The sequence below is a fragment of the Mesorhizobium sp. B2-2-3 genome (assembly GCF_006442405.1).
Lineage (GTDB): Bacteria > Pseudomonadota > Alphaproteobacteria > Rhizobiales > Rhizobiaceae > Mesorhizobium.
Map to the genome: position 1 here is coordinate 60286 of NZ_VFWC01000009.1, position 18567 is coordinate 78852.

Below are 18567 nucleotides of genomic sequence, written 5' to 3' on the forward strand. Positions count from 1 at the left end.
CCCTTCTCCCCTTGTGGGAGAAGGGAAAAACGCCCCCTCAAAACCGCTCCAGCTTCGCCCGCACCTTCGCCAGAAACGCGGCTCTCGTCTTCGGCGTCGAGGCGTCCATCAGATAGTGCGCCATGAAGAAAGTCCGGCAGCGCGTGGCGCACAGCGCGCGCATGCCGCGCAGCAAGGTCTTGCGCCCGGGCTGGCCGACGACGACGCTCCACCATGTCGGCGCGCCGCAGGTGGTGATGACGCCGACCTTAGTCACATGCCGCATCAGCGACTTGATCCGCCCCTTGCCGGCCGGCAGCTTGAAGGCGACGTCCGTCGCCCACACCCGGTCGAGCCAACCCTTCAGCATCGCCGGCAGCCCGTACCACCAGGTCGGATAGACGAAGAGGATTGCCTCGGCCCAGTTGAGCAGCTCGAAATGCGGCTTCAGCGCAAGGTCCTGCGGCGCCTGGTTGTTGTAGAAACGCCGTTCCTCGCAGCTCATCACCGGATCGAACTTCTCGGCATAGAGGTCGAGCAGCCGCACCTCCCAGCCCTTTCGCGTCAGCACCTCCACGGCGGTGTCGCGGATAGCGGCGCAAAAACTCTCCGGCACCGGATGGCAATAAACCACCAGCGCGCGCATCAGAATCTGTCCATGCTGGCCGTGACCTTGGCCAAGAACGCCTTGCGCGTCTCGTCGCTCGAAATGTTCATCGAATAATGCGCCAGATAGGAAACCGAAGCGCCCGGCTTGACCGTGGCGCGCAGCATGCGCTTGATCAGTTTGCGCGGCGGGTCACCCATCAGCATGGCGCGGAACCGGCTGCCGCCATAGGTGGTGACCGCCGCGATCTTCCTGATGTTGTGCAGCGACGGCTGCGCCTTGCCGTCGACCAGCTTGAACGACACGCCGGGCAGGAAGACGCGGTCGAAGAACCCTTTCAGAATTGCCGGAAAGCCGTAGTTCCAGACCGGATAGGAAAGCACCAGCGCATCGGCGCGCAGCAGGCGTTCGACATACGGCGCCGCAGGGTCGGCGGAGCCGCGCGGATTGTGGTAGTCCAGCCGCTCCTGGCGAGAGAGCCGCGGATCGAAATCCTCTGCATAGAGGTCGCAGTCGTCAATCGCATGGCCGGCAGCCGTCAGTCGCTCGACGATCGTCCGGTGCAGGCCGGCATTGAAGCTGGTTTCGACCGGATGGGCGTGGACGACGAGGATGTTCATGGCGAAGCATTGCCTGGGTCAGCGCGAGGCACCCCCCTCTGCCCTGCCGGGCATCTCCCCCGCAAGGGGGGAGATCGGACTATCTCCTTGCTTTCGCCAATTGTCAGCGCGGCAGGTTGGCGGCAGCGCTTAAGCTGCCGATCTCCCCCCATGCGGGGGGTGAGGAGTGGTCCGCGCAGCGGACGGGAAGCCAATTTCTTGGCTTTCCGAGCGACGAACGCCCGAAGCGACAGCGAAGGGCCCGGGCCGGCAGGCCAGAGGGGGGTGTTCAAGCGCGAACCTCTCCTCATCCCGTCCTCTGCAGCCCCTTGAACAGAAAAGTTCGTCCCGAACGGTAATCATAATCCGGGTTTTCCCAGGCGATCATCTTGCCGGGATTGAGCAGTCCTTGCGGATCGGTCTCGCGCTTGAAGGCGAGTTGCACCGCATCGGTCTGCTTCATGCCGCCCTCTTCCAGCGTGTAACGATGCGGGTTGAAGATCGGGCAGCCATTCTCCTCATGCAAGCGGATGATCTCGTCGAGCCGCGCCTCGGTGGTGAACTTGACCAGCGGCAGGCCGAAGCAGGTGATGTTGCCATCCAGCCGCACGAACTCCAGATGCGAGAACACTTCGCCTGGAAACATCGCGTCCATTTTCTCGACCAGCGCCAGCTGGTTGGGAAAGGGATAGAGCGACTGCAGATAGGTGATGTCGGGGTCGATCCGCAGCGCCCTGAGCGTCGTGTGGTTCCAGGCCAGCTCATAGGCCGGCGGCAGGCCCTTTTTCTCCTCCGGCGTCGCCGTCGCGGCATTGAACACCACCTCGCCTCCAGCCCGCCGCGTGAAAGCGAGAAAGGCGTCCAGCCCATGCCGCGCCACCATGACGACGCAGATGCTCTGCCCATCCTTCAGGAATTTCTGGTGCCGTTTGAAATAGAGCTGCGGCACCGGTGCCGCGATCGGCGTGATCAGCTTGGTCAGGATGCCGTCCTGGCAGGCCAGCGCGTTGCCGTAGCGCGCCGCATTCATGAAGGCGTCGAAGCCGACAATGATGTCGATCCACTCATATGCCGCGGTCAGCGGCATTTCGACTTCCATGATGATGCCGTTGGTGCCGTATGCATGCGTCACCTTGTGCAGATCCTCGCCGGTGAGTTCGAGCGCCCTCGGCTCGGCCTCCATGGTTACCACGCGCAGGCGCAGCACATTGCCGAAATCACGCAAGCCGCCGAAATTGATCGAACCGACGCCGCCCGAACCGCCGGCGATGAAGCCGCCGATCGAGGCGGTGTTGTAGGTCGAGGGTGAGAGCCGCAGTTCCTGCCCTGAATGCGCCCGCGTTGCCTTGTCGATGTCGGCCAGCACCGCGCCCGGCCCGGTCACCACGCGCCCCGGCGCGATCGACTTGATCTCGTTCATCTCGGCAAGGTTGAGCACCACGCCGCCCGAGAGCGGCATCGCCTGGCCGTAATTGCCTGTGCCGCTGCCGCGCGGCGTCACCGGCACGCCATGCCGGTGGCAGGCGGCAAGCACGCGGATCAGCTCGGCCTCGTTCTTGGGTGTCACGACCAGGTCGCCGGTGACGTGATCGAGCTGCTGCTTCAGCACCGGGCTGTACCAGTAGAAATCGCGGCTTTTCTGCTGGACGATGGCCGGATTGTCGTCGAGTTTTATCCCGTCGAGATCGCGTTTCAGCGCGGCGATATCCATCAGTCCACCATCAGCTCGTCGAGTTCGGCATAGTCGGGCAATTGCCGGTCGATCGCTCGCCCGGCGCGCACCACGATGCGATCCGATTCGGGCCGAGACAGCAATTCCGTCCAGCTGCGGCCCTTGAAGACAATGAAGTCGGCATCGCCGCCGGCGGCAAGCGTGCCGAAACCATCGAGCCGCATCACGTGAGCCGGCGTTGCCGTGACGGCCCGCGGCCAATCGGCGACCGGATGATCGAAATGCAGGATGCGCGTCGCCATGCCGTAGACCTCCAGCATGTCGAGATCGCCATAGGCATAGAAGGGATCGCGCGTGTTGTCGGAAGCGACCGCGACCGGAATGCCCCTCGCCTTCATCTCGTGCAGCAGCGTCACCCCACGCCAGCGGGGCGTGGTTTGATCGCGCCGCCGGTCCTGCAGATAGAGATTGCACATCGGCAGCGAGACGATCGCCAGCCCGGCTTTCGCCACCTTGTCCAGCGTGTCCAGCACCTCGAGGTCCGGCTGGCGCGCCAGCGAACAGCAGTGGCCGACGAGGATCTTGCCCTCGAAGCCGCTCCACAGCGACGCCTCGGCGATCTTCTTCAGCGAGATCGCCGCGACGTCGTCGGTCTCGTCGGCATGGAAATCGAGATCGAGGCCATGCTTGACGGCTTGGGAGAAGACATGGTCGAGCAGTTCTTCCAGATCCGGCACCATGTAGGTGACGACGCCAAGCACGCCCTTGGCGGCGGCCACCCTTTTGGCCAGCCTGTCGAACCAATTCTTGTCGCGCACGCCCTCGACGCCAATCAGGCAGGCGCCCTGCAACTCGATGCGGCCGCGCCACCTCTCGCGCATCGTCTCGAACACCGGCCAGGAGATTTCCTCCTGCGGCGGGACACTGTCCAGATGCGTGCGCAGTGCTTTGGTGCCATGCGCGTAGGCGCAGCGCAGCGAGAAATCCATGCGCCGCGCCACGTCCTCGGCACTCCAGCGGTCAGTGCGGTCGGCACCTGTGGCATTCAGCGCCCCGATGAAAGTGCCGTCAGGATTGGGTTTTCGCGGCCAGATATGGCCCTTGTCGATATGGGTGTGACAATCGATGAAGCACGGCAGCAGAATCCGCCCGCCGAGGTCGATCGCATCGGCAGGTGCGTTCGATCTGCCAGGAACAGCAATGCTGGAAATCTTGCCGTCGCCCACCGCGATGTCGGCAAGTGCGAAACCGTCGCCGTCGAAGGGCGCGGCAAGGCCAGGCGTGACGGACCGATGAACGCGTGCGTTGGCGAGCCGGTATGAACCTGTGTTCGGAATCAAGGCGCTACCGCTCCTGCTTCAGCGCGCTCTCGTGCCAGCGCCGTAAGATGAGATGCGAAATCAGCGACAGCACGAGGAAGATCAGGATGCCGGTCAGCGAGATCAGGAACAGCGCCGCGAACAGCCTGGGCGCGTTCAGCCGGTAGCCGGCCTCGATGATGCGCGAGGCGAGGCCCGAAGACTGGCCGGTGGCGCCGGCGACGAACTCGGCCACCACCGCGCCGATCAGCGACAGGCCGCCGGCGATCTTCAGCCCGCCGAGAAAATACGGCATCGCCGCCGGCAGCCTGAGATAGCGCAATTGCTGCCAGCGCGTTGCGCCGTTGAGCTTGAACAGGTCGCGCAGATTGCGGTCGACCGAGTTCAGGCCGAGGGTGGTGTTGGAGAGGATCGGAAAGAAGGCGACGATCCAGGCGCAGAGCAGAAGCTTGGTCGTCTGGTTGTCGACATAGATGTTGATCAGCGGGAAGATGGCCACGATCGGCGTCACCTGCAGCACGATGGCGAAGGGAAAGAACGACATCTCCACCCATTTCGACTGCGCGAACAGCACCGCCAGCCCGACGCCGCCGATGACGGCAAGGAGCAGACTGAGGAAGGTGATGCGCAAGGTGACCAGCAGTGCGGAGAACAGCAGGCCGGCGTCGTTGTAGAGCGTTGCCAGCACCACACCGGGACGCGGCAGGATGTATTGCGGAATTTCATTCCACACGCAGATACGGTCCCACAGCCAGATCGCCAGGATCATGATCGCCAGCGGCAGAACCCAGCGGCCGATCCGCTCGAGCCGCTCCTGGCGCGCGCGGCGTGCTTCCTCGGGGTCGAGTTTCAATGCACCGTCAAGGGTCGTCATGATGCGAGCCTGCAATTGAGTTGATGGCCTTGACCAGCACGTCGGACGTCTGCCGGCACAGCGCCGCATAATCGGGTGAGGTGCGAAAGGCCTCGTCGCGCGGATAGGCCGCGTCAATGGCAAGCTCGTCGAAGATCCTGCCTGGCCGCGCCGCCATCACGACAACCCTGTTGGACAAAAACACGCTTTCGAAGACGCTATGCGTGACGAAGACGACGGTGAAGCGCTCGTCCTGCCACAACTCCAGCAGATCGTTGTTGAGCTTGAAGCGAGTGATTTCGTCGAGGGCCGCGAACGGCTCATCCATCAAAAGCACGCGCGGTTTGGTCACCAGGGCCCGTGCGATCGAGACGCGCATCTTCATGCCTCCCGACAGTTCGCGCGGCACGGCGTTCTCGAAGCCGGTGAGATGAACCCTTGCCAGCATCTCGGTCACCACCGGTGCCGCCTTGGCGCGGCTGACGCCCTTCAGCCTGAGCGGCAGCCAGACATTGTCGAAGACACTGGCCCAGGGCAGCAATGTCGGCTCCTGGAACACGAAGCCGATGTTCGAGCGGTCGAGCGAACCGCCCGCACGCCAGTCGAGCATGCCGGAGGTCGGCGTTGACAGGCCGGCGATCAGCCGCAGCGCCGTCGACTTGCCGCAGCCGGACGGCCCGAGCAGGCTGAGGAAATCCCCTTCCCGGATCGCCAGGTCGACGTCGGCGAGCGCCGTCACGCCATTGGAAAAGACCTTGCCGACGCCCCGCAGCGCCAACAAGGAGACCGAAGTCTTCACTGGCGCTTGCGCCACCTTTTCCTGCATCATGCCGGGACGGCCTATTTCTTCAGCTCGAGCCCGACGCCCTTGTTGACGAAGGCCAGCGTGTAGGCTTTCGTGATGTCGATGCCGGCGGGCGTGACCTTGGCCTTGACCATCTTGTCGTAAAAACTCTTGATCCGCGCCTCGTTCATGGCGCCGATGCCGAGCTTCTCGGTGTCGCCGGAATCGGCTAGGCCGAACTTCTTCATCTGCTCGATTGAGAAAGCGATCTGCTCATCCGTCATGTCAGGATTGTCTTTCTTGATCATGTCGTTGGCGGCCTTGTTGTCGCCGTAGAGATATTTGTACCAGCCCTTGGCCGAGCCATCGACGAAGCACTGGACCACCTCCGGCTTCTTGTCGATCGTGTCCTGCATCACCTCGATCGTCGTCGAATAGGTGTCCCAGCCATAGTCGGCGAGCAGGAACTGGTTGGGCACGAAGCCGCCTTCCTTTTTGACCGCGAACGGCTCGGACGTGACATAGCCTTGCTGGATCGACTTCTTGTTGGCGAGGAAGGGAGCAGTGTTGTAGGTGTAGGGCACGCGCTTGGCCGCGTCGAAGCCGAGCTCGATGATCATCCACTGGAAGAAGGTCTGCGCGCCCTCGTCACCCAGAATGTACTGCTCGGCGTTCTTCAGGTCCTCCCATTTGTCCAGCCCCTCGCCGGGATGGGACATGATGACCTGCGGATCCTTCTGGAAGTCCGCCGCCACCACGCGCATCGGAATGCCTTGCTGGACGGCGTCGAAGGCCGACAGCAGGTTGCCGCCCATGTAGAAATCGATCTTGCCGGCCAGGAGCATCGGCCGGCCGCTGACCTGCGGGCCACCCTGCATGATGGTGACGTCGAGGCCGCAGGCGGCATAGGTGCCGTCGGCCACGGCCTGGTAGTAGCCGCCATGTTCCGGCTCGGCCAGCCAGTTGGTGCCGAAGGTGACTTTTTCATTTGCCGCGGCACCAAGCGTGCTCGCTGCAAGCACGGCCACCGCCGCTACCGACATCTTCAGTTTTCCGTACATCGACACCACCACCCTTTGTTTGCTCCGGCGCGCCACGCGCCAGGCTCGACACCAGAGATTCAAGAAGCAAGACACATGCCACCGGCGTCTCGCGCCGGGACCCGCCCGCCTGCACCACAGCCATCTGCGAACGCCGGAAAGGTCGTGCTGCACCGGAGGCATCGTGCCTATTTTTTAAACGCCTGTCCACAATCGCACCGGCGACATGCACCGCCATCTTGAAGCTGTGATGAATCCAGTCTTAGGCTGGCGGTATCCAGGAGATTGCCATGTTCAAGTTCCTCACCCCGAAGTCGATCAAGCCGCCTTTTGCCCGCTACAGTCACGGCGTCGAAGTGCCCCCGGGCAAGCGGCTGGTGTTGTGTTCAGGCCAGGTCGCGATCACGGCGGACGACCAGATCCCCGAAGACGCCGGCGCCCAGGCCGAGCTTTGCTTCAAGAACATCGCCGCGATCCTCGGCGAGGCGGGGCTGGGGCTCGGCGATATCGTTCGCATCAACGCCTATGTCACCGACCGCGCGCATCTGAGACCCTATATGGATGTTCGCGACCGGCTTTTTTCGAACCCCGCGCCGGCCTCGACCCTGATGATCGTCAGCGGATTTGCCCGGCCTGAATTCAAGGTCGAGGTCGAGGCCATCGCGGCCGGGTGATCGACACGCCGTGTATCTCGCGCTAGGTCTCACCGTTCATCGAAGAGGCATGACATGACCGTAGCAAAAAGACGTGTGTGGTGGGGTGACTATCGGACCACCGAATATGCCTCGATCGATCCCGAAGCGACGATCGCCGTACTGCCGGTGGCGGCGATCGAGCAGCATGGACCGCATCTGCCTGTCTCGACCGACACCTCGATCATGAACGGCATGCTCGACACGGTGATCGCCCGCCTGCCCGACGATCTCGACATCCGCATCCTTCCGGTCCAGGCGGTGGGCAAATCGAACGAGCATCTTCACGCGCCGGGCACGCTTACTTTGCCGGCAACGACGCTGGCGGACGCCTGGACCGAGCTTGGCGTGTCGATTGCGCGGGCAGGCGTGCGCAAGCTGGTCGTCGTCAACTCGCATGGCGGCAACGAGGAGATCATGGGCATCGTCACGCGCGAATTGCGGGTGCGCGAAAAGATGCTGGCGGTGAAGACCAGTTGGCAACGCTTCGGCCGCCCGGCCGGCATGTACACCGAACTCGAGGACCGCCACGGCATCCATGGCGGCGACGTCGAGACCTCGCTGATGCTGCATTTCCGGCCGGATCTCGTCGACATGGCCAGGGCCGACAATTTCGTGTCCAATGTCGCCAAGGCCGAGAAGGAATTCGCGCTGCTGCGGCACACCGGCACCCACGCCTTCGCCTGGATCGCCAGCGATCTCAACCCGAACGGCGTGGTCGGCGACGCCAGCATTGCCACGGCTGAAAAAGGTCGGCTGACAGCGGAATACCAGGCTGATGGTTTCGTCAGCCTGCTTAGGGACGTACGCAAGGCGAAGCTCGCCGATTGGCTGAAGTAGCCTCTAGCCGTCGATCCTCAGTTCGAACGGGTTGCCTTCAAAGGCATCGGCGCCGCGCCCGATCGCTTCGATTGCCGCGATCATGCGGCCGCCTCGACCAAGCAGCGCGTCGGCCACCGCGATCAGCCGCGGATTGGGCGTCGCCGAAGGCGACAACCTCCGCAACGTCCGGGCCAGCTCGGCCTCGTCGCGTTTCGGCGCCAGCGCGGCAGCGATGATATAGGCGGAGGCTGTCGAGCGGCTGATGCCGGCATAGCAGTGAACGACCATCGGCCTTGCGCGGTCCCAGCGGCGCGCGAAATCGAGCAGATTGCGCACATGCTCCTCGCCCGGCATGGTCATGCCATCCTGCGCCGCCGCGATGTCGTGCATGACCAGGTGCAGATGGTTTTCCCTCATGATCGAGGCCGGGCGGAGCACATCGGTGCCGGCGGCCAACAGCGACAGCAGCCGCTCGGCGCCGGTCCTCGCCACCGTTTCCTCGACCTTTGCCAGCGAGCAGACATGAATCATGGTTCGACACCTTTCGCTCGATCCTCGCGCCGCGCCGCCCATTCGGCAAGGGCGGATTCGAGCCGCAGCCACTCCTCCTCGTTCCCCGGCAGGCCTGCCCGCAGGACGTGCGGGCGGTCGGTGAAATGGCGAAGCAGGATGCCGCGCTCGCCAAGCACAGAAAACAAGCCGGCGGCATCCGGCAGGCTGAAATAGCGGAACAATGTGGTGCCGCCCGCGACAGGCACGCCGAAACGACCGAACAGTCCGTCGAGCCGAGCCGATGCCTCCGCCAGCGACGCGCGCATCGCGTCCTGCCAGCCGATATCGGCAAGTGCGCGAATGCCATATTCCAGCGCCGGGCCGGCGACAGCCCAAGGTCCGAATTGCGTTTCCAGCCGCTGGGCCGTCGGCGCATCGGCAAGCGCAAATCCAAGCCGCAAACCGGCCAGCCCGAAAAACTTGCCGAAAGAGCGCAGCACGACGATGCCGCCCTGGCCGACATCGCCGGCAAGGCTGTGTTCGCGCGGGCCGACATCCATGAACGCCTCGTCGACGACCAGCAGCCCGCCCTTGGCGCGCAAACCGGCGGCCAGCGCCAGCAGCCGGTCGCGCTCGACGATGCGCCCATCCGGGTTGTTCGGGTTGACCACGACGGCAAGGTCGGCATTCGCCAGATCAGCGAAATCGCTGACTTCGGTCACCTCGTGCCCCGCGATCGCCGCCGCGCGGGCATGTTCGGCATAGGTCGGCCCTAGAACGAGCGCCCTGCCCGGCGCGACCAGCGATGCCACGCGCGGCAGCAGGATCTGCGTACCGGGCGCAGCGACGACATTGGCTGGCGAGGGCGCACCATAGCTACTGGCTGCGATCGCCGTCAGCTCACGCGCCCGCCCCGCTTCCGGCAATCGCGACAGCGAGGTGGCGGGCAGCTCGAAAAGCGGGTAGGAGTGCGGATTGATTCCGGTCGAGAGGTCGACGAAAGGCTGGGGGGCGTTGGGGAAAAGCGCCCTTGCCCGGCCGAGACTTCCACCATGGTCCACCGCTCCTTCAAGAAGCTTCATGTCAGTCCTGATCGCTTTCCTGTCATTGGCCATCGAATCCGCGCTGGGCTACCCCGACTGGCTGTTTCGCGCCATCGGCCATCCCGTGACGTGGTTTGGCAGGCTGATATCCTTTCTCGATCGCAGGCTCAACCGCGCCACTGATCCCGACGCACTGCGTCGCCAACGTGGTGTCCAGGCGCTTCTGGTCATCGTGCTGGTGCCGGCGCTAATTGGCCTGTGCGTGCAGATCCTGCTCTGGTTCATTCCCCTGGGACTGTTCATCACCGCCCTTCTGGCAACATCGTTCCTGTCGCAGCGGAGCCTTTATGAGCATGTCGAGGCCGTCGCCGATGCGCTCGACTCGGGCGGCCTCGACATGGGCCGCGCCGCCGTCTCGCGCATCGTCGGCCGCGATCCCGAAACCCTCGACAGGGCCGGCGTCTGCCGCGCGGCGATCGAGAGCCTGGCCGAGAATTTTTCCGACGGCATCGTTGCCCCCGCCTTCTGGACGGGCGTCGGCGGCCTCGCCGGCGGCGCCGCCTACAAGGCCGCCAACACCGCCGATTCGATGATCGGCCATCGCACGCCGCGCCACGAAACGTTCGGCAGGGCAGCCGCACGCTTCGACGATTGGATCAACCTGCCGGCGTCGAGGCTGACGGCGTTGCTCATCACGTTGGCGGCTTTCCTGGTGAAAGGCGCCGACGCGAAAGCCGCATGGCAGGCGGTGCGGCGCGACGCGAAAAAGCACCGCTCGCCCAATGCCGGCTGGCCGGAGGCGGCGATGGCGGGCGGGCTCGGCCTGGCCCTCGCCGGGCCGCGCAGCTATGGCGGCGTAACGGTCGACGACGCGTTCATGGGCGAAGGCGGCCGGCGCGAAGCCGACAGCATCGACATAAGGCGGGCGCTGAAACTTTATCGTGTCGCCGACTGCCTGTTGATCGCGCTGTTCGGCGTGGTTTCGGCGATCGTCATTCTGGCATGATCTCACCCCCCGTGAGTTCTCTCCCGAAGGGGAGGAAGGGAGCCGGGCTGCAACAGGTTCGCGCCTTTCCTCTCCCCCGTCGATCGGGGGAGAGGTGGCTCGGCGAAGCCGAGACGGAGTGGGGGTCGACGAGCTCGGCAGTCGCGGTTCTCGCACCCGCCGGGTTGCGCCTGCCTGTCTGCGGACCGCGCGTTCGATCACCGCCTTCCCCCAATCCGTCGCTGCTTCGCAGCGCCACCTTTCCTCCCTCCGGAGGGAAAGGAAGTGAGCCCTGCTGGAAGCGTTTGGCGACCAGACTTGAATGCTCATCCACAAAAGGGGACAACAGCTCTCAAAACTCCACCCCCTGCTGCGCCTTCACGCCCGCCGCGAAATGGTGCTTGGTCAGCCCCATCTCGGTCACCAGGTCGGCCGCCTCGACCAGCGCCGGCTTGGCGTTGCGGCCGGTGACGACGACATGCAGGCCCTCGCGGCGCGCTTTCAGCGCGGCAACCACCTTGTCCAGATCGAGATACTCGTAGCGCAGCGCGATGTTGAGTTCGTCGAGCACGACGAGACTGATCGACGGATCGGCCATCAGCTCCAGCGCCTTGGCCCAGGCGGCCTCGGCCGCCGCGATGTCGCGCTTCAGATCCTGCGTCTCCCAGGTGAACCCCTCGCCCATCGCGTGCCAGACGACGCGGTCGCCGAAGGCGGCGAAGGCCTCCTTCTCACCCGTATGCCATTTGCCCTTGATGAACTGGACGACGCCGACGCGCTTGCCGTAGCCCAGCATCCGCAGCGCCAGGCCAAAGGCAGCCGTGGTCTTGCCTTTGCCCGGGCCGGTGTTGACGATCAGCAGCCCCTTTTCGACCGTCTTGCTCGCCACCTCGGCGTCTTGGACCGCCTTGCGCTTGGCCATCTTGGCGCGGTGGCGCTCTTCGTCCTTTTCGTCGATGTCGGTCATGTCACTTCACCTTGAGCGGCAGCCCCGCCACCATCAAAAGCACGCTCTCGGCAATCGCCGCGACCTGCTGGTTGAGCCGGCCGGCGGCGTCGCGGAACCGGCGCCCCAGCGCATTGTCGGGCACGATGCCTTGCCCGACCTCGTTGGATACCACGAACCAGGGTCCGCGCGGCCGCGACAGCATGTCAGCCAGCCGCCGACATTCGGCCTCTACATCATGATCGGCCAGCATGTGATTGGTCAGCCAGAGCGTCAGGCAGTCGACAAGGACCGGCTGGTCCTCCGGTAGGGCCTCGAGTGCACCGACAAGGCCAAGCGGTGCATCGATGGTCGTCCAGCCCTCGCCGCGCCGCGACCGGTGCAACGCGATGCGCTGCTGCATCTCGTCGTCATAGGCTTGCGCCGTGGCGATGTAGGTCCATGGCGAAGGCAAGGCCGTCATCAGCGTTTCGGCGTGCGCGCTCTTGCCGGAGCGCGCACCGCCGATGATGAAGGTCAGTCTTCCGCGATCAGGCAAAGCTGTCGCGCAGGCTCGTCGCGCTGCCGGTGAAGCGTCCACGCACCACGCCGACGGCAGCGCCGAGCACGAGCCAGAACACCAGGTTGGTTACGGTCACCGCCACCACGAATTGATGATGCAGGCCTTCCGGAATCGGCGTCTCGAAACTGTCCGGCTGCGGCGCGCCGACAATATGCGGCGCGACGATCAACACCACGCCCAGAATCGCCAGCGGCAGTGATTTGCGGAAGGCGATCAGGGCAAGGCCGATCGCCGTCGCCGCCACCGTCGCCGTCCACCAGATCTGGCGTGGCAGAAGCTCGGCGGCAGGCATGGCCGGCAGTTCCGGCGGCAGGCCGAGGCCCGGCGCCAGCGTGAACACGGCAAAGCCGGCCAGTCCCCAGAACACGCCCTGGCGCCAGTTGCCGATGCCGCCGGCGAATTCCGAAACCGCGACCAGGACCAGCGCGAAGCCGATGCCGGTGACGATGTTGGCAAGCACGCTGAAGGCGAAGCGCTCGAAGCCGTCGGCCGGCGCCCAGCCTTCCTCTTCAGCCGGAACAGCTTCAGCGGCTGCCGGCGCGGCGGAGCTCATGGCATTGCCCGCCGGGGCGGCAGAGTTCATGGCGTTGTTGTCGGTCGGGGCCGGTGCGGTATGGTCGTGGTGGTGGCCGCCGCCGGCCTGTTCGTAGACTTCCGCCTTCAGGATCAACGGCACGGTGGCATAGGCCTGCATGCAGGCGAGAACGACACCGGCCACGAGCCCTGCGATCGCCGCGATGAACACGACGTTGCGAAACAGGTTCATGATGTCAAATCCCTATCAGTGGCAGGGAAACGCCATCGAGTGGCGATAGTCGTGCGCGGCATTGTGGACCGCGTCGATATGCGAGAAACCGACAAAGCCTACGACGAAAACGCCGAGCAGCGCCGCGAGCGCGAGCTGCAGGAGGCGCGACTGCGAGGAGATGGAGGCGCCGAGGGAGACGGAAGCGGTATTCATGTCTTGTCCTTTCACCCTCCACCCGAGGGCATCGAAGTCAGTTTCCTGTCGCCGGCAGGTCTCCTGGCTCGCGGATCAGCGCCCTTCCCCACCTTCCCGAAGAAAATCTTCAGTGGCATATGGAGAGGACTACCGCACACAGTTGCGGGGGCAGCCACGGCATTGGGCAACAAATCTGCCCGCACCGCATTCCCTCTTGGCTCCAATCGGAACCGACGACGAAGGTGACTATAGGGAAAATCGCCGCATCCGGCAAACCAAATTCCGACGGCGACAAGCGCTTTAGCGCCGTCCGGCCGCTTGCTCCGCTGCAATTGACAATTTCCGTGGCCGGGTGTCGGCTGCCATCCTCACAGGAGGCCAGCCATGCAGCCCGTCCAGAGCCAGCACGCCCCCTATAACGGCCTCACCCGGGCCGAGCCGACATTGCCGTCCTCGGCCTATTGGGATGCGGCGGCCTACCAGCGCGACCTCGACGCCATCTGGTACAGGAACTGGCTGCTCGTCTGCCGTGAAGCTGATCTCGCCCAACCGCTGGCTTTCCACACCTTCCGTGTCGGCACCCAGGAGATCGTCGTGCTGCGTGACGATACCGGCGAACTGCGCGCCTTCCACAACACCTGCCGGCATCGCGGCTCGCAGCTTTACCAGGAACGCGAGGGCCGGCTGAAGGCGCGGCTGATCACCTGCCCCTACCACGCATGGTCCTATTCGCTGCGCGGCGATCTCGTGCGCGTGCCGTCGAAAACGCTGCCCGAAGGTTTCGACAAGGCGGACCATCCGCTCTATCGCGTCGCGCTGTCGGTCTGGCGCGGCTTCGTCTTCGTCAATCTCGCGGAAGATGCCGCCGGCTCGGCGCAATCATCCTTCGACCCGGCCTCCGGCGATCTCGGTAACTGGCCGCTGGAATCGCTGGTATCGGGCCATGTGCTGCGCAAAATGATGAACTCCAACTGGAAAATCTTCTGGGAAAACTTCAACGAGTGCCTGCATTGCCCCGGCGTCCACAAGGACCTGTCGCGGCTGGTGCCGATCTACGGCCGGGGCCTGATGGGCCGGCATGACGACCCCGAATGGACCCGCCATGCCGACAATGACGCGCCGGAATTTTCCGGCGGGCTGCGGGCGGGTGCCGAAACATGGTCACGTGACGGCCAGGCGCATGGGCCGGTCTTTTCGGGCCTGACGCCGGCCGAGCACGCCGCCGGCCAGACCTACGCCACCAGCCTGCCCTCGATGTTCATCGTCGGCCACGTCGACTATGTCAGGTCCGTACGGCTGGTGCCGCTTGGCCCCGAGCAGACCGAATTGACCGCCGAATGGCTGTTCGCGCCCGACGCGCTCGCCGCCACCGACATCGACAACATCGTCGGATTCGGCACCCAGGTGCTGGAGGAGGATGCCGCGATCTGCGAGGTCAACCAGAAAGGGCTGCGCTCCATGCGCCATAAGGCCGGCGTGCTGATGCCGGAGGAGTACGACCTCCACCGCTTCCACGATTGGGTACGCGAACGACATGCTGCGCTTGTGCCGTAAGCTTCACAGCGACTTCGGCAGATACCGCCAGGTGACATAACCGCAGACCGCCGCAAGCAGGCCGAGCGTGACGAAAACCGAGCCCAGTCCGAAAAAGGCCAGCACCACCGAGTAGACCAGCGGCGGCGTCAGTTCGGAAAAGTCGAGATAAGTGCGGTAGACCGCAGCCATCTGCGCCCGCTCATAAGAGCGGACCGAGCGCATGAAGGCGGTCGAGCCCAGCGCGTCGAGCGCGATGGTGAAGAAGGCGCCGCACAGCAGGAAGGCGCCGGTGACGAGCGGCGCGCTTTCGCCGACGGCACCCGCCGCCAGCAGCACCACCGACATGGCGAAATAGGCAAAAGTCATGGTCCTGCGGCCGCCGAAGCGCTTGCCGGCCTTGCCCCAGAAAATCGCCATGAACAAAAGCGCGTTGCCTGCCGAAACCAGAATGCCGCCGGCAAGTTCGCCCTCACCGGTGATGACCATGAACAGCGGACCATAGACGAAAAATGTCGTCCAGAAGCAGGAGCGGCCGAAGGCGATCAGCCAGGCCAGCCTCAGCCTCGGCTGCGCGACGAAGCGGCCGATATTGGCCAGCGGGTTGACCGGGCGCGTCTTGCCCGGCCGGATCGAGGGATTGTCGCCGAGCCGGTAGGTCCAGAACAACGCCAGCAGGGCCAAGGCGAATACGGCGACCGCGCCATGCGCGGCATAGATGCCGAAGCGCGTGTAGAGAAAGATGCCGAGCGTCGGCCCACCCGTCCAGGCAAACATCGACCACGCCATGCGCAGCGATTCGGCCTGCATGAAATCGGTCTTGCGGATGTGGTCCATGATGTAGAGGTTGAGCGTGATCGACAGCGCACTGGCGCCCATGACACGGCACAGCATGCCGGCCAATTGCCCTGCGAGCGTATGCGTGACGAAGAACAACGAGCCGATCGCCAGCAGGCAGGCGCCCGCCGTGTAGACCCAGCGCCGCGCGAAGCGCTGGATCAGCATCGGCATGAACAGGGTCACCGACAGGCCGAGCATCGCCACTATGGTGTAGAGGATCGAGACGATCTGCTCGTTGTGGAGAATCTCGTAGGCCTGGATCGGGATGACGCTCGACACCGTGGCGCGAGCGAAGGATTCGACCGCGTAGAGCGAGGCGAAGGTGCGGGCATCCGCGGCCTTGAGGGCCGGTAGCCAGATCGGATGGCGCACATGCGTGGACATTGCTTCCCCAAAGCAGAATCAGCAGCCAATCTGCGGCCATCAGTTCGCGACCGGTAACAGGAAACCGACGTGCCCCGGATAAAAACGAAGCCGGTCAAAGGCTTTCCGGTGCTGGCCTAAAGGGGTGCCTCATGCAGCGCCGGCTGACTGTCTGTATCGAAGCTCACGGCCTTCTTTTGTCCGGCGTAACCGTGATAGTCCTCGTGCGGGGCTGAATCAGATCGCGAGACCATGAGCATCCAGACGCCGACCATGCCCACAGCGGAGTTGCCGAGGACCAAGCGCATCGTCGCCATCGACATGCTGCGCGGCATCGCGCTGATCGCCATGGCGAGCTACCATTTCACCTGGGACCTGGAATTCTTCGGCTACACCGATCCCGGCCTGACCGCCTTCGGCTGGTGGAAGTTCTATGCTCGCTGCATCGCCTCGACCTTCCTGTTCCTGGTCGGCGTCAGCCTGTATCTCGCCCATGGCAAAGAGATCCGCTGGAACGGCTTCTGGAGACGCTTCGCCATGGTCGCCGGAGCGGCGATCGCCATTTCGGTCGCCACCCGTATCGCCACGCCGGACGGGTGGATCTTCTTCGGCATCCTGCACCAGATCGCGCTGGCGAGCCTGCTCGGGCTGGCATTCCTGCGCCTGCCGGCGCTGCTCACACTGCCGATCGCCGCGGCGGTCATCGCCATTCCCTTCTATTTTCGGCTGGAATCGTTCGATCACCCCTGGCTGTGGTGGGTCGGGCTTTCCGCGGTCAACCCACACTCCAACGACTATGTCCCGCTGTTCCCGTGGTTCGGTGCGGTGCTTGTGGGCCTCGGAGCGACCAAGCTTGCCTCCGGCTTCGGCGCCTTGGCGCGCCTGGCAGATGTGGCGCCCGGGCGCTGGTCCAACCCGCTGGGCTTCATCGGCCGGCACAGCCTGGCCTTCTACCTCATTCACCAGCCGCTGCTGATCGGCAGTGTCTGGTTGTTCTCGCAAGCAATGCCGGCCAAGGTCGAAACCCCGCAGGTGAACTTTCTCAAGACCTGCCAGATCTCGTGCGAGCAGCAGCGCGACAGCAAGTTCTGTTCGAGCTATTGTGGGTGCATGCTGGACACGCTGGAGGGCGAGGCAACGCTTGATCGGCTCTACAAGAACGACCAGACCGCCGAATGGAGAGCGCATCTGGCGGATCTCGCCGGCACCTGCACGGCCCAGACCGACAGCAAGATGACGGAGGAAGGTGTCGAATGACCGAGACCCCGCCCAAACCTGGGCTGATACCGTGGCCGCCGCTGATCTACATCGCCGCCATCGCCATCAGCATCGCGCTCGGCTTGCTTTTTCCCCTGCCCTGGATCGGCGACCTCCTGGGCGACCTCCTCTACGCGGCCGGCTGGGTGGCGCTGTTCGGCGTCGCCGCACTCTGGTTCACCGCCATCCGCACCATGACGCGGGCCAAGACCACGCTCAACCCCAACGCCGTGCCGGACCATTTGGTCACCACGGGTCCTTTCGGCATCACCCGCAATCCGATGTACCTCGCCAACACGCTGCTGTTGATCGGCGTTGCCTTCATCTCCGGGATCGTCTGGTTCCTGCCGCTCGCCTTCGTCGCCGCCTTCGTCACGCAGAAGGTCGCGGTGGAAAAGGAAGAAAAGATGCTGTCGGCAAAGTTCGGCAAAAAATACCGCGACTATGCCAAAAGAGTGCGGCGCTGGATTTGAGCATCTGAACGCCGGCTGCCAGAGCCATATCGGGAAGATAACGGTTTCCGATTTGTGGCGGAGACCAACAATTTGTCGATGTCGGCGCCGCCCCTCACCTGCCTGCCGGCATCCTCTCCCCGTATAGTGACGGGGAGAGGGGCGCTGTCATCAGCGGTTTCGCCAGCCACCAGCGTTGCAGGAAAGAGACCGAGATCACGGTCAGCCCCCTTCTCCCCGTCACTATACGGGGAGAAGTGCCCGGCAGGGCGATGAGGGGCGGCGCCGACTCTAAAGCGATTGTCCTGCCTGGAAGGCCGCTACGTATTAACCCCGAGCTCGACCAGCCGCTCAACGCAGGATTCCTCGGCCTGGTCGAGTTCGGCCAATGTCTCCTCGAGGTCGCGGCGCTTTTGCCTCAGATCCTCGCGCTTTTCCTCGATGCGCTTGATCATCAGCTTGAGCTGGCCGACCTCGCCGGGCGGTTCCTTGTACATCTGGATGATTTCGCGGATCTCGTTGATCGAGAAGCCGAGCCGTTTTCCGCGCATGATCTGCCGGATCAGGTGTCGGTCGGATGGACGAAACAGCCGCGTGCGGCCCCGCCGCACCGGCTGCACCAGTCCCTCGTCCTCGTAGAACCGCAGCGTCCGCGTCGACACGTCGAATTCGCGCGTCAGCTCGGTGATCGAATAATATTCCCGCATTCTCGCCCCATAGCCGGAGATTGGCGACTGCTGCTCTCCGTCCGCCGCAGACCTGCCGGAATCGGCCGCAGTCTGCC

At 64.3% G+C, this 18567-nt stretch carries 21 protein-coding genes and 1 riboswitch; of the genes, 6 read left to right on the top strand and 15 right to left on the bottom strand.

What is annotated here, in order from left to right:
* Positions 1-37 precede the first annotated feature (37 nt).
* From FJ951_RS17820 to FJ951_RS17850, 7 genes are all read right to left on the bottom strand, one after another.
* Complete coding sequence (locus FJ951_RS17820; protein WP_140516377.1) at positions 38-625, bottom strand: NAD(P)H-dependent oxidoreductase; 588 nt, start codon at positions 623-625, stop codon at positions 38-40.
* Positions 625-1206: an NAD(P)H-dependent oxidoreductase gene (locus FJ951_RS17825; RefSeq protein ID WP_140516378.1), complete on the bottom strand. Its 582-nt coding sequence runs from the start codon at positions 1204-1206 to the stop codon at positions 625-627. The genes FJ951_RS17820 and FJ951_RS17825 overlap by 1 nt, the downstream gene beginning before the upstream one ends.
* Before the next feature lie 286 nt (positions 1207-1492).
* Positions 1493-2896 (bottom strand): FAD-binding oxidoreductase, encoded by a 1404-nt coding sequence (locus FJ951_RS17830; RefSeq protein WP_140516380.1) that lies wholly within the window; start codon positions 2894-2896, stop codon positions 1493-1495.
* A complete protein-coding gene (locus FJ951_RS17835) occupies positions 2896-4197 on the bottom strand; it encodes a cytosine deaminase (RefSeq protein ID WP_140516381.1) in 1302 nt (433 codons plus the stop codon). The genes FJ951_RS17830 and FJ951_RS17835 overlap by 1 nt, the downstream gene beginning before the upstream one ends.
* Before the next feature lie 4 nt (positions 4198-4201).
* Positions 4202-5050: an ABC transporter permease gene (locus FJ951_RS17840; protein ID WP_140516383.1), complete on the bottom strand. Its 849-nt coding sequence runs from the start codon at positions 5048-5050 to the stop codon at positions 4202-4204.
* Positions 5037-5858 (bottom strand): ABC transporter ATP-binding protein, encoded by an 822-nt coding sequence (locus FJ951_RS17845; RefSeq protein WP_140516385.1) that lies wholly within the window; start codon positions 5856-5858, stop codon positions 5037-5039. Before FJ951_RS17845 ends, FJ951_RS17840 begins: the two co-directional genes overlap by 14 nt.
* An 11-nt stretch (positions 5859-5869) precedes the next feature.
* Positions 5870-6874 carry an ABC transporter substrate-binding protein gene (locus FJ951_RS17850; RefSeq protein WP_140495611.1) on the bottom strand — a complete coding sequence of 335 codons (1005 nt, stop codon included), beginning with the start codon at positions 6872-6874 and terminating at the stop codon, positions 5870-5872.
* A 269-nt stretch (positions 6875-7143) separates the two neighbouring features.
* Here FJ951_RS17850 and FJ951_RS17855 point away from each other — a divergent pair, with 269 nt between their 5' ends.
* Both FJ951_RS17855 and FJ951_RS17860 read left to right on the top strand, forming a co-directional pair.
* Positions 7144-7527, top strand: a complete 384-nt coding sequence (locus tag FJ951_RS17855; RefSeq protein ID WP_140495610.1) for a RidA family protein — start codon at positions 7144-7146, stop codon at positions 7525-7527.
* A gap of 54 nt (positions 7528-7581) precedes the next feature.
* The gene (locus FJ951_RS17860) at positions 7582-8385 is read left to right on the top strand and encodes a creatininase family protein (RefSeq protein WP_140516386.1); all 804 of its coding nucleotides are present in this window, start codon (positions 7582-7584) and stop codon (positions 8383-8385) included.
* A gap of 3 nt (positions 8386-8388) precedes the next feature.
* On the opposite strand, the gene FJ951_RS17865 is transcribed toward FJ951_RS17860, so the two are convergent.
* Both FJ951_RS17865 and cobD read right to left on the bottom strand, forming a co-directional pair.
* Entirely contained in the window at positions 8389-8898 is a 510-nt protein-coding gene (locus FJ951_RS17865) for a tyrosine phosphatase family protein (RefSeq protein ID WP_140495608.1), read from the bottom strand.
* Positions 8895-9941, bottom strand: a complete 1047-nt coding sequence (cobD, locus tag FJ951_RS17870; protein ID WP_140516388.1) for a threonine-phosphate decarboxylase CobD — start codon at positions 9939-9941, stop codon at positions 8895-8897. Before cobD ends, FJ951_RS17865 begins: the two co-directional genes overlap by 4 nt.
* On the opposite strand from cobD, the gene cbiB reads away from it, so the two are divergent.
* Positions 9940-10908, top strand: coding sequence for an adenosylcobinamide-phosphate synthase CbiB (cbiB, locus tag FJ951_RS17875; protein WP_140516390.1), 969 nt, complete (start codon positions 9940-9942; stop codon positions 10906-10908). The genes cobD and cbiB overlap by 2 nt on opposite strands.
* Before the next feature lie 331 nt (positions 10909-11239).
* On the opposite strand, the gene cobO is transcribed toward cbiB, so the two are convergent.
* From cobO to FJ951_RS17895, 4 genes are read right to left on the bottom strand one after another with little or no spacing between them, the layout of a single operon-like run.
* Positions 11240-11854 carry a cob(I)yrinic acid a,c-diamide adenosyltransferase gene (cobO, locus tag FJ951_RS17880; RefSeq protein ID WP_140495605.1) on the bottom strand — a complete coding sequence of 205 codons (615 nt, stop codon included), beginning with the start codon at positions 11852-11854 and terminating at the stop codon, positions 11240-11242.
* A gap of 1 nt (position 11855) precedes the next feature.
* Entirely contained in the window at positions 11856-12371 is a 516-nt protein-coding gene (gene cobU / locus FJ951_RS17885; protein ID WP_140516392.1) for a bifunctional adenosylcobinamide kinase/adenosylcobinamide-phosphate guanylyltransferase, read from the bottom strand.
* Positions 12364-13161 carry a CbtA family protein gene (locus FJ951_RS17890; protein WP_140516394.1) on the bottom strand — a complete coding sequence of 266 codons (798 nt, stop codon included), beginning with the start codon at positions 13159-13161 and terminating at the stop codon, positions 12364-12366. The genes cobU and FJ951_RS17890 overlap by 8 nt, the downstream gene beginning before the upstream one ends.
* 15 nt (positions 13162-13176) lie before the next feature.
* Positions 13177-13356 carry a CbtB domain-containing protein gene (locus FJ951_RS17895; protein WP_140495602.1) on the bottom strand — a complete coding sequence of 60 codons (180 nt, stop codon included), beginning with the start codon at positions 13354-13356 and terminating at the stop codon, positions 13177-13179.
* Positions 13357-13391: 35 nt separating this feature from the next.
* A riboswitch (cobalamin riboswitch) is annotated at positions 13392-13588 on the bottom strand.
* A 134-nt stretch (positions 13589-13722) separates the two neighbouring features.
* Between FJ951_RS17895 and FJ951_RS17900 the strand changes: the two genes are divergently transcribed.
* Entirely contained in the window at positions 13723-14892 is a 1170-nt protein-coding gene (locus FJ951_RS17900; RefSeq protein WP_140516395.1) for an aromatic ring-hydroxylating dioxygenase subunit alpha, read from the top strand.
* Between the two features lie 3 nt (positions 14893-14895).
* Here FJ951_RS17900 and FJ951_RS17905 read toward each other — a convergent pair whose 3' ends face one another.
* Positions 14896-16095, bottom strand: a complete 1200-nt coding sequence (locus tag FJ951_RS17905; protein ID WP_140495600.1) for an MFS transporter — start codon at positions 16093-16095, stop codon at positions 14896-14898.
* A gap of 231 nt (positions 16096-16326) precedes the next feature.
* Here FJ951_RS17905 and FJ951_RS17910 point away from each other — a divergent pair, with 231 nt between their 5' ends.
* The gene (locus tag FJ951_RS17910; RefSeq protein WP_140516397.1) at positions 16327-17331 is read left to right on the top strand and encodes a DUF1624 domain-containing protein; all 1005 of its coding nucleotides are present in this window, start codon (positions 16327-16329) and stop codon (positions 17329-17331) included.
* Complete coding sequence (locus FJ951_RS17915; protein ID WP_140516398.1) at positions 17328-17804, top strand: isoprenylcysteine carboxylmethyltransferase family protein; 477 nt, start codon at positions 17328-17330, stop codon at positions 17802-17804. The genes FJ951_RS17910 and FJ951_RS17915 overlap by 4 nt, the downstream gene beginning before the upstream one ends.
* A 299-nt stretch (positions 17805-18103) precedes the next feature.
* Here the strand turns inward: FJ951_RS17915 and FJ951_RS17925 are convergent, their stop codons facing one another.
* Complete coding sequence (locus FJ951_RS17925; RefSeq protein WP_006203215.1) at positions 18104-18490, bottom strand: MerR family DNA-binding transcriptional regulator; 387 nt, start codon at positions 18488-18490, stop codon at positions 18104-18106.
* Between the last annotated feature and the right edge of the window lie 77 nt (positions 18491-18567).